Origin of the sequence: Endozoicomonas sp. ALC013 (assembly GCF_049310205.1) — a bacterium.
Classification (GTDB): Bacteria; Pseudomonadota; Gammaproteobacteria; order Pseudomonadales; family Endozoicomonadaceae; genus Endozoicomonas.
In genome coordinates this window covers 1-11,561 of sequence record NZ_JBLYNS010000147.1, presented here as the reverse complement: position 1 = coordinate 11,561, position 11,561 = coordinate 1, and the positions used below count along the sequence as shown (strand labels likewise).

General features: G+C 50.7%; 7 protein-coding genes. 3 read left to right on the top strand and 4 right to left on the bottom strand.

Annotated features, from left to right (window positions below; all coding sequences use genetic code 11):
• Positions 1 to 31 precede the first annotated feature (31 nt).
• Entirely contained in the window at positions 32 to 3,211 is a 3,180-nt protein-coding gene (putA, locus tag ACO6V1_RS19735) for a bifunctional proline dehydrogenase/L-glutamate gamma-semialdehyde dehydrogenase PutA (protein WP_422468141.1), read from the bottom strand.
• A 405-nt stretch (positions 3,212 to 3,616) separates the two neighbouring features.
• Between putA and ACO6V1_RS19730 the strand changes: the two genes are divergently transcribed.
• The gene (locus ACO6V1_RS19730) at positions 3,617 to 4,912 is read left to right on the top strand and encodes a hypothetical protein (protein WP_422468139.1); all 1,296 of its coding nucleotides are present in this window, start codon (positions 3,617 to 3,619) and stop codon (positions 4,910 to 4,912) included.
• Positions 4,913 to 4,985: 73 nt separating this feature from the next.
• On the opposite strand, the gene ACO6V1_RS19725 is transcribed toward ACO6V1_RS19730, so the two are convergent.
• Entirely contained in the window at positions 4,986 to 6,038 is a 1,053-nt protein-coding gene (locus ACO6V1_RS19725; protein WP_422447413.1) for a PLP-dependent cysteine synthase family protein, read from the bottom strand.
• A gap of 94 nt (positions 6,039 to 6,132) precedes the next feature.
• Here ACO6V1_RS19725 and ACO6V1_RS19720 point away from each other — a divergent pair, with 94 nt between their 5' ends.
• Positions 6,133 to 7,272 (top strand): polynucleotide adenylyltransferase, encoded by a 1,140-nt coding sequence (locus tag ACO6V1_RS19720; RefSeq protein WP_422447415.1) that lies wholly within the window; start codon positions 6,133 to 6,135, stop codon positions 7,270 to 7,272.
• Positions 7,273 to 7,485: 213 nt separating this feature from the next.
• Positions 7,486 to 10,503 carry a hypothetical protein gene (locus ACO6V1_RS19715; protein WP_422447417.1) on the top strand — a complete coding sequence of 1,006 codons (3,018 nt, stop codon included), beginning with the start codon at positions 7,486 to 7,488 and terminating at the stop codon, positions 10,501 to 10,503.
• A 90-nt stretch (positions 10,504 to 10,593) separates the two neighbouring features.
• Here ACO6V1_RS19715 and ACO6V1_RS19710 read toward each other — a convergent pair whose 3' ends face one another.
• Positions 10,594 to 10,992 carry a 2-amino-4-hydroxy-6-hydroxymethyldihydropteridine diphosphokinase gene (locus ACO6V1_RS19710; protein ID WP_422447419.1) on the bottom strand — a complete coding sequence of 133 codons (399 nt, stop codon included), beginning with the start codon at positions 10,990 to 10,992 and terminating at the stop codon, positions 10,594 to 10,596.
• A gap of 6 nt (positions 10,993 to 10,998) precedes the next feature.
• A complete protein-coding gene (gene folB, locus ACO6V1_RS19705) occupies positions 10,999 to 11,367 on the bottom strand; it encodes a dihydroneopterin aldolase (protein ID WP_422447421.1) in 369 nt (122 codons plus the stop codon).
• Positions 11,368 to 11,561: the final 194 nt, after the last annotated feature.

Below are 11,561 nucleotides of genomic sequence, written 5' to 3'. Positions count from 1 at the left end.
CTCAGAGCCTGTGAATAAGGGCTTCCCCTGCTTAAACAGACTCACTTCCCAAAGACAGCAGCGTAGCGTTTCCGCCAACAGCCGTGGTATTGATCGACAACGTCTGTTCGGTTGCAAACCGCTGCAGGTAGTTTGGCCCACCCGCTTTTGGACCGGTACCTGACAGCCCCTGGCCACCAAATGGCTGAACACCGACAACAGCGCCAGTCTGGTTCCTGTTGATATAGATATTACCTACCTTGACCCGCTGCTCAATAAACGTCGCCGTCACTTCGTTTCTACTGTGAATTCCCAGGGTAAGGCCATACCCGGTACTGTTGATCTGCTTAATCACCTCAGGTAACGCTTTCGCGTCGTAACGAATCACATGGAGAACAGGGCCGAAGTGCTCCTTCTCCAGTTGGCCAATATGGTCAATTTCAAAGGCAACCGGCGCAACAAAACTGCCGTTAGCGCAATCCGCTGGCAGTTGGCATTCAAACAGCAGTTTGGCTTCTTGTTTCATGCGTTCGATATGTGCCTGTAGTGACAGGCGAGCCTTTTCATCAATCACCGGGCCAATATCGGTAGAATGAAAACTCGGATTACCGATAGACAGCTCCTTCATTGCCCCCTGCAACAGAGCGATCACCCGGTCAGCAATATCTTTCTGCACATAAAGTACCCTGAGCGCTGAACAGCGCTGCCCGGCACTGCCAAAGGCGGACAAAAGAACATCATTTACCACCTGCTCAGGCAGTGCGGTGGAATCGACGATCATGGCATTCTGACCACCTGTTTCAGCAATCAGCGGTATCATTGCGCCAGGGCGATTCGCCAGCGTCTGATTAATCAACCGGGCGGTTTCCGTGGAGCCGGTGAAAGCGACACCGGCAATCCGGGCATCAGCCACCAGTTGACGACCCACCGTGGTACCCTCGCCGGGCAATAATTGAATCACATCCCCGGGAATACCCGCTGCCAGCATCAGCTCAACGGCCCTGCCCGCAATCAGGCCGGTTTGTTCAGCAGGTTTGGCAATCACCGTATTCCCGGAGGCAAGCGCTGCGGTAATCTGCCCGAGGAAAATAGCCAGGGGAAAGTTCCAGGGGCTGATACAGAGAAAAACCCCTCGCCCACAAAGCCGCAGCTCGTTAGACTCCCCCGTTGGCCCCGGCATCATGATGGACGATGAAAACCGCTCCCGTGCCTGACCTGCGTAATAGCGGCAAAAATCCACCGCCTCCCGCACTTCATCAATGGCATCGTGCACGGTTTTGCCAGCTTCCTGATGGCACAGGGCCACCAGCTCCTCACGGTTTTCTTCCAGTAAGTCTGCCAGTTTCTCCAGACATTCTGCCCGCTGTTCTGCGGGTGTGGAATTCCAGCGTTCAAAGGCCGCTTCAGCAATGCCAATGGCCGTACCGGTCTGGGTTTCATCACTCCATCCCAAGTGGCCTGCAATCTCAGAGCGGTCATAGGGGCAGGTTATTTCAGAGGTCTCTGCTGACGGTACAAGCTGACCATCAAGCCATGGCCCCTGAGTCCATTTATGCCCCATAAAGCTCTGTACTTTTTGCTGAAATGGCTGCCACTGACTGTCAATATCCACATTCACACCCAGTGAGTTTTTCCGTGACTGGCCGTAAATAGACGGTGGCAACGGGATTTGGTCGTTCTGCAAACAAACCCGGCCTGTCAACGTCTCCACCGGATGCTGAACCAGCTCAGCAACCGGGGTTTTCGCATCCACCAGGCGGTGAACAAAGGAGGAATTGGCACCATTCTCAAGTAAACGACGAACCAGATAGGGCAGCAGATCCTTATGACTGCCAACAGGCGCATAAATACGCACCGAACGACGATGGTCAGTCAGGATGAAATTATAGAGCGCATCCCCCATACCGTGGAGGCGCTGGAACTCAAAATCAGCGGCACCTTCACGTTCTGCCATGGTAAGAATACTGGCAACAGTGTGAGCATTATGACTGGCAAACTGAGGATAGAGCGCCGCCCTGACAGGCTCGGATAACAGATACCTGGCACACACCAGGTAAGCAACATCTGTCGCTTCCTTGCGGGTATAGACCGGATAACCGCTCAGCCCCTGTTGCTGGCAAAGCTTTACTTCACTGTCCCAGTAAGCTCCCTTTACCAGCCGAACCGGGATGCGGTCTCCGTGCTCATGGGCCAGGGCAGAAAGCCAGCACAACGATGGCAGTGCCCGTTTGCCGTACGCCTGGATCACCAGACCGAGCCCACCCCAGCCACGGCAATCCGGGTGTCGGTAAACCCGCTCAAACACTTCCAGAAACAGCTCATGACGATCCTGTTCCTCAGCGTCCATATTGATAGCTACATTGCCCGCCCTGGCTTCTCGCACCAGATCCACCAGCGCCGGTACCAGCTCCCGGAAAACCCGCGCTTTATGGGCCACGTCATAGCGTGGATGAAGCGCAGAAAGCTTGATGGAAATGCCGGCACGGGGGGAGTTTTCGTGATCAGGTTCCGTAGCAACCGCTCTGATCGCCGCCAGGTATTCATCGTGATAACGCCGGGCATCCTCCATGGTCAGGGCAGACTCCCCCAACATATCAAAAGAGTAGGTGTACCCCTTTTCCCGTTGTTTCAGGCCATTCTTTAACGCTTCTGAAATATTCCGCCCCAGGACAAAATGACGCCCCATAATCTTCATGGCCTGGTTAACCGCCTGGCGAATAACCGGCTCCCCCATCCGGTTCACCAGTTTGCCAATAACCCCTCCGGCAGAGCCATCCTCCCCGGCGTCAAGGTTGACCACCTTGCCGGTCAGCAGCAATCCCCAGGTGGAGGCATTGACCAGCAGAGAGTCACTTTGGCTCAGGTGTTTTTTCCAGTCAGCCACACTGAGCTTGTCGCGGATCAGGGCATCGGCAGTGCGATCATCGGGAATACGCATCAGGGCTTCGGCCAGGCACATCAGCAAAATACCTTCCCGGGTATCCAGGCTGTACTGCAATAACAATGCATCAATCATATGAATGCCATTGTCACTGCCCCTGACCTGCTCAATCATTCTGGTGGCCTGACTGGCTGTCTCAGGGTAATCACCGGACTGTTCATCCAGAATCTGAACCAGTTCCTGTAACCAGGAAGCCTCATCCACGCAGTAATGAGGAGAGATCATCGACCAGAGTTCAGCTGGTTTTTGCCGGACAATACCTTCGTTGAATGCATCTTTCGCCTGGAACATACCCTTCTCCATATTGCCTTTCTCCAATTTGGGGCGTGCAGGATGAACAACCAGACTGCAGCCAATGATCCTGACTGGTTATTTAGAATATCTATCGCTCTTCCTGAGTACTTGAATAATACTCACCAGTTCTGCACGTCGATACCAGGTTAACTGCACTCGCAGCAGAGACCACACTCCTTAAATGGTCACCCGGAATCAATCATGGATGTATTCTCATTTTGTAGACTGATAAAACCCTACGATAGTTCACCAAAAAGTGTATATCTTTATAAAAAAATAATTACTAATTGATATAGAACCAATAACACTTCCACTTGTCGAATGTTGTCGCCATATCGGCAAAATGAGATCCGCAAAATTTTTAACCCCCTACTTCTCCATCAATTTAACAAGGATTAAATAATGGCGACCCCATTATCAGCATCGGTCACACAACCAATCTACACTCCACCGGCAGCGGGTGGGCTTCAGACCGGACAGTCATCCGGGCCGACTGGCCACTATGTTGGGCATAATGTCGACACACATGATCCCGCACCTCAATTACAAGGTTCCGGAACAGGCGCTCCAGCCCAGTCCTATCAGCAACAGGGTGGCCAGCCCCCCTTCGGCTCCGTTGCACAGCACCCTGCTACCAGTTACATGACACCTCAACCTCCAGCGGGAGCGCCAACTGCCGCAGAAACAGCCCCTGCAACTCCGGAAGAGACTAAGACTAACGGCGAGCAGAAAGCTGCTGAAGGTGAAAAGAAAGCTGCCGAAGGTAAACAAAAATCAGCTGGCGGTAAAACCCTTCTTGAACGCTTGAATTTGGGGAATTTCTTAAACAATACGAGGAATGCAGGGGGGGCACCTGAATCAAAAACATCAGAGCAAGATGTTGAAAAAGGAAAAACTGCTGAAAAGGAAAAGACGGCTGACTCGGAAAAGAGTGCTGAGCAGAAAGCGCCGGAAAAAGCCCCTGACCAGGGAGCAAAACAATCTGCAGCACCGCCTGCGCCCGCGCCTGCACCCGCCCATCAGCCAGTGAGCAGTCAATCACCCCATACAGGCCATCAACAAGACCCACACCGTTCGGCAATGCCGCCATATACCCCGGCTCCCACACACACCCCTGCAACTCCCGGGAATGTGCAGACTTCAGGTCATGAGTCGCATCATCAGACCTCGGTTACCGGGTCAACTCAACATGCTCAATTTGATAGCCGCTCCGTTCCTCCTGACAGCAAAGAGTCTGCTCCAACACCACAACGTACAGTTCTTGAGCAGAGAGTCGACAGCGACATTCAACACATGAGTAGCTTAGTGAATGAAGGTATTTCTCATTATGGCCAGCAGGGACCTACAAGGACTCGGCTGGAAGCCGATGCCCGCCGGGATCTTGAGTTCCATCGCGAGGAAGCCGCTAGATGCGAAGCGTACCTTCAACCTTCTACAAAACCGGAAACACAGCAACGGTTAACTGGGGAACTGGCCAGCCAACAAACGAATGAGGTCAGGACTAGTGAGCAATCCAGAACTCAACAAACGGGCCAACAATCCGGACTGCCGCCCTCACTTCAGGATGCCCTGGGCCAGGAGGTATTTTTAATGGCCAAACGAGGTGCAATTGAAGGTGCTCGTGAAGCCTTAAGTGCTCAAGCCAGGGGATTGGAGGAGAAATACGGACCTCTCGGGCAGCCAGGTACCGACGTTTAATCTTCTGACGTTTAACTCTCAACGGTCGCATCTGCGGCCGTTTTATTTTGGAGGCAGTCTGGGAAGGTTGGTATTATTTGCCATAAAAACGACATAAATTGTCTATCCATGGCTGTATATCCCCAACCTGGGCAGCAACCCAGTCAGGGTTATAACAGGTATCCAGATAACGATCACCCGGATCACACAACAGGGTAACGATGGATCCTTCCTGACCATCGGATTTCATCTGTGCAGCAATTTGCAAGGCACCGTATAAATTAGTCCCGGTACTCGGGCCAGCCTTGCGACCCAGTATCCTTTCCAGCCAGTGAATGGTTGCAATAGCGGCCACATCAGGCACTCGACGCATGTCATCAATCACACCAGGAATAAATGATGGTTCGACTCTCGGCCGCCCAATACCCTCTATACGAGAGCCCTGGTCAATCGTCAGGCTTGAGTCGCCACTGGCGTAGTAGTCCATGAAAACAGAGTGATCGGGGTCCACAACACATAACCGGGTATTCAGCTTTTGGTATCGAATGTAGCGTCCAATGGTGGCCGATGTTCCTCCGGTTCCCGGGCTCATGACAATCCAGCTGGGCACCGGGTATTTCTCAGCCCGCATCTGTCGAAAAATGGAATCGGCAATATTGTTGTTACCCCGCCAGTCTGTTGCCCTCTCGGCATAAGTAAACTGGTCCATATAGTGTCCATTCAGCTCCCTTGCCAACCGCTGGGATTCGGCATAAATCTCACTGGAGCAATTGACCAGGTGACACTGACCACCGTAAAACCTGATCTGTTGTATCTTCTGCATGGAGGTCGATCTGGGCATTACGGCGATAAATGGCAAGCCCAGCAGCCGGGCAAAGTAGGCTTCAGAAACGGCTGTACTTCCTGAAGAGGACTCAATAATGGTGGTATTCTCATCAACCCAGCCATTACAGATGGCATAAAGAAATAAAGATCGGGCCAGACGGTGCTTGAGGCTGCCCGTCGGGTGCGTGCTTTCATCTTTCAGATACACCTCGACACCGTTGATTTCCGGTAACTCAAGCCGTATCAGATGTGTATCTGCACTGCGCTGGAAATCCGCCTCAATTTTGCTGATGGCTTCATTAACCCATTGATGACCACTCATAACCTTCCCCCCAAATAAAATTTTAAAAAGAGAAAAAAATACACCATTTTGCTATAAACAATTCTTACTTTTATATCTGGAATAGTGCTAGTTTATGCAAGTTTATCGGGTAGGTGGTGCGGTCAGAGATCAATTACTGGGTTTGCCTGTCAAGGACAATGACTGGGTTGTCGTTGGTGCAACGCCCGGGCAGATGAAGGATCTGGGCTATCAGCCGGTTGGCCGGGATTTCCCGGTTTTCCTTCACCCGCAAACCAAAGAGGAATACGCACTGGCCCGAACGGAACGCAAAACCGGGCATGGTTATGCGGGTTTCAGCTTTCACACTTCCGTTGATATATCCCTGGAGGAAGACTTACTGAGACGGGATTTGACCATTAATGCCATGGCAGAAGACCAGCACGGGAACATTATTGACCCCTACGGAGGTCAGGAAGACCTGAAAAACCGCCGACTTCGCCACATATCGCCTGCTTTTCAGGAAGATCCTCTTAGAATCCTCAGGGTTGCCCGGTTCGCCGCAAGACTTGCCCCTCTTGGCTTTCAGGTGGCAGAAGAGACGCTGGAATTAATGAGCAACATGGTGAATAACGGCGAAGCATCCCACCTGGTGTCCGAAAGAGTATGGCAAGAAACGTCCAGAGCCTTGATGGAACCCAGCCCTTCGGTCTACTTTCAAACGCTGGAGTGCTGCGGTGCTCTTCAGGCCGTATTGCCCGAGTTCCGATCCCTGATCCATAACCAGACCTTATTGCACCTCAACATGGCTGCCCGGGACAACAACACTGCACTGATCCGGTTTGGCTGCCTGTTCTCGCCTCTACTGCCTCAGGCCGAAGCGGAAAAAACCAATGGCATACTGACGGTTCAGGGTGTTTCATCCAGATTGCGATTACCTTCAGAATATGCCGATATGGCCCTTCTGGTCACAGAGCACGCCCAGAGCGTTACGTCGGTTATTCACCGCAACGATGCAGAGTCCCTGATGTCCCTGTTTGAAGCCACCGATGCCCTGCGCCGCCCTGAACGCTTTATCAGCCTGATGACGATTCTTTCCTACAGCTTCGCAATGGTTAAATTGAAAAAAAGCCAGATCATTGAACTATTGACTGGCTGTTTATCCATTAAAGCCAGAGAGTTGATGACTGAAAACATCACAGGAAAAGCCCTCGGCGAAGCATTAAGACAGAAGCGGCTTCAGCAAATGCAATCAAAAATACTTCTTAACGAATAAAATCAGCGATTAAAGCCCCAACAATCTATGATACAGCGTTATGAGCTATTGATAATAATTTCAATCTCTTAACGCATTCCAAAACACATTCTGGTTACTGACACTTCATTAATTAGTATTAAACTGGAACAAAACTCCAAATAAAGTGTCCAAATGTTCAGTCAATACTTTATTGATGTAATTAATCATACAAACTGAATAAGGACATAAACCATGGCAAACACAGGTCCAGTAACATCACAGGTAACTACGGCTCACATCCCACCGGTACCGCCGCCTCCACCGGGCGTCAAACCGTCTCCGGTTATTAATGCCCAGCCTGTGGCAACATCCACAACAACCCGGGTAGACAAGCAAACCCAAACGTCACAGCGGCAGCCACGACTTTTACTGCTGTCTGACAGAATTAAACAAGGCATCGCTGCCATAGGTGGCACACCGGCAGGGTCTGCGCAGAAATCTGTCCAGACAGAGCTTGCTCCGGTGAAACCTGCCAAGTCGACCCCGGTAGAAAAAACCACAGATGGCAAAGTCGCTGAAAGTCCAGCGAAAACTGCCGTAAAAACTGCTGAAAATCCAGCGAAAACCGCTGAAAAAACTGTTGATAAGCCAGCGAAAACTGCTGAAAAAACCGCTGAGATAAAATCTGAGAAAACGTCTGAGATTAAAGATCAGCCAATTACTGTCATTCACAAGCCCAGCCTGGGTGAGCGTGTAATTGAGAAGTTGAAAGTCGTGGGCTCATACCTTGTTGCCCCCTTAAAGCTCCTCTTTAACGCTGTTAAATTTGTTACCAAACCTCTGCAAGATTACGTGATTACCCCTGCTTACGAAGGGTTACTCTATGTATTCCATCCGGCCAAGTATAATGCCAGAAAGCTGGAGCAGAAAACCGCTGCACAGCAGGCTGAGGATGCTCTCAAGCAGGAAAAAAATCAGGCATTTGACAAGCTCTGTATGAGAGAGGCCAAGCAACGTCACAACACACTTCGCGAGGAAGCGCATTGCGCAAAGCTGGCCGAGCACTACGGTGTTACCGACAAGGAAGTTCATGACAAGGTAGACCGTCAGAAAGCTCGCGCTGAAGCCAACCACTTGTTCAATAAGCAACTGGCGGATGAGAAGCTGAAGCTGCACAAAGAAAAAGTACTCCACGAAGATCCAAAAACCGGTGAAAAGTACTACTATACCCCGACCCGGACCCTGACGGTGGCTAATGAAAATAGTCGGGCAACCGTGACGGTTAAAGAGAAGACCCCGGGCGGTAAGGTGGTAGATCATTTACTGGATGCTGACCATGCATCAGTAGCCATGAGACTGGGTAACGACCCTGCGCTGGCCACCGCTGTGTACAATTACAACAAAGAAATGGCAGCTTACGAACAGTTATTGGCAGCCTTCATCAAGGACGATGCCAAATACCAGAAAGCCAAACAGAAAGCGGTGAAGAAAGGTAAAGCGCTTGATCAAAAAGCGCCTGTTCACCCTGGCGAGCCTCCCAAACGTCCTGTATTTAAATGCACTGACGAGAACGTGATCGCAGCATTCAAGCTGGTCAGAGAACAATATCACGCCAAGCTTCACGCAGCAGTACAAACGCTTGAAAAAGACGTGGCAACAATGACGGCTGATTTTGATGCGGCCTACCCGAACAACGGGGATACCAAAAAGCTCATCAAAAAAGAGTCGAATCCTGAAGCCTATAAAGCGGAAGTGCAGGCATGGGTTAAACAGTTAGAATCCTCGCTTGGAGAAATGCGCAAAGATCTGAAGAAGGCAGAAGCAGGCGGACACCAGTCTTCGGTTAAGTCATTAAATGAGCTCATCAGCAATCGGCAAAAGGATATCGATATCAACAAGCGCCACCTGGCAATCTATGCCAAAGAGTGCGAGAAGACCTCGATCCAACAAGAGCTTGAATACCTGAGCCAGATGTGCCCGAACCTTCAGGAACACCGTACACAAGACATTGATGACTGGAAAAACGGTGCACTTGTTCGTGACCCTCAAGATCCTGATTTCGATAAAAGGGTATCAGACAAACGCGACAGGCTGGACATTGGGCGTTTGAAAAACTGGGTTTACAAAGATGCCAAGGGTAACGCCCTGGATATCTTCACCAGAGATGCCGGCGGCAATGTCACTGGTGTCGACAAAACCATGTACGCCCAGGTGAACGATGTGATCATCCCCACGCCTGACAGGAAGCTGACCCTGGCTTACAACGGAAGAGTGTCTGCCCCGGATTACCAGAATCAGGAAGGCATGAAGTGGAGCAAGATGCGCCAGGCTCCATATCAAGGCTATGTTGCCCAGAGAGATGAAAATGGCAAAGTCCTGAAAGACAGTGATGGCAAGGTCAAATGGGAAGAGGCACCTGGCCGACTCAGCAACCACTGGGTGGTTAAGTACAGTGACGTTGATGGCAGGCATGAGGGCTACGATAAGTCCCAAACCATTGTCAAAAACAGCGCACTGGCCAGCCAACCGGAAGCTCCTGTTGTTGAACCCGAAGTTCCTGTTGTCATTAAACCCAAAGCTTCTTTTGAACCAACACCGGAACAAGCTGCCAGCCTGGCAGCCGCGATTGGAGAAAAACTCTTCGCTCTGACCGAGGAAAATGTGCATGCTCACAATGAGCTACAGGACGCAACAAGCAGCAAACCAAGAGTTCCTACTGTCGATGATGATCACTTCGAATTCTCTGCAAACAGTTCAGAGTCAGAGGCTGACGATGGCAAAAGCTGTACTGTCATGGCCAGAGAATTTTTCAAGCATATGGAACGAGAACGGAAGATCAGCGAATCAACGCGGATCTGTGACCGGTGGTTCTCTGAATTGCAGCGAACAAAGTCAACAGTGGAGGAAACAGAGGAGCCTGTAAAGCCAGTTAATCCCGAGCGCCAAGGTTTGTTGCTGAAGGAGATTTGCGATGACTCGACAGAGGTAGAAAAATTTCGCGCCGACAGTGAGTTCGTTGCAACCACAATAGCTGAGCGTGATGGCCGCCACCACGGCATTGGTAGTGAACCGCAGGTTGACAATGCTTCTGAGCAAAATAACGACGACGATGATGCTTCTTCCGTATATAGTGACCAAGAGTCCTTGGTTGGGCCATCCATTTTTCCTAAAGCTCTACCACCTACACCTGAGCAGCGCATGGTAGATTTCGGTAAATTACATAGTCTGACCACAGATGAGGAGATGAGCACTCTACAAGTTAGTACATAAGCACAGGCTATTTGCCATGTTTTTTCAGGCTAACCCCTGAATATTCTGGCCGTCTTTTCAAGACGGCCTTTTTTTATGGTAATTAAGTCGTTAACCAGATGACATCATATTCCTGTTTAACAGCTCCGTTACCAGGGGCCGAAACCAGGGTTCTTTAACCTGATTGATCAACTTTTCCACGGCAAGGGCACCAGAACTGTCCAACGCCAGCAAAAGGTCAATATCCGCAGCACAAAGGTGCTGTTCGCGATCCCTGCCCAGTTGCTCTTCAAGCCTCTTGCACCATTGCTGCAATGTCTCAGCACTCATGTCTGACTCAACGCAAACCACCCCGTTAATATAATCGGGAGCCTCAAGACCAACCGCTTTCGTGGTCACCAGCTCACTGACCGTGACCTTACCAAATCGCTGCTCCAGCGCAGCGATCATCTGACAACACTGATACTCAGCGTTAATATTGGAGCCAATACCCAGCACATAGACAGTCACTGCCAGCTATTCCTGTCCCATCATCTGTGTACGGGTTCGCTCACACCAGACAGTAGCAAGCGCATTGGTCAAAGCCTTCGGCTTGCGAATGGTGACAGCCACTTTATCCACCGAAAAATGCTCCAGCACCTGAGTGATGATACCGCCAGCCAGTGCCTCAATGAGCTGATACCGGGAGGCCTCACAAAATGCCCTGACCTGTCGGGTAATAGCGTCGTAATCCAGCGCATCCTGCAGGTCGTCACTGGTGAACGCGCGGGTAAAATCAGTCGTCAGTTCCAGGTCCAGCACCAATGGCTGCGGTGCTTCATGCTCAAACTCATAAACACCGATGACCGCCCGGGTTTCAATGGCTTCTATTCGTACTTTATCCATAGGAGTCACACTCACGCTCTTTTAATCATGAAAACAGTGGCGCAGAAAACGAAATCTAAAGAGGCTGTCGCTAAAAAAGAAAATCAACATCAAACCACAAAGGTAAAGATGGGCGCGACCTGCTCGACAGGTAACATCAGAACAAAAACTTTGTGCCTCCGTGCCTTTGTGGTTCCCTTCTTTAAAAGGCTTCT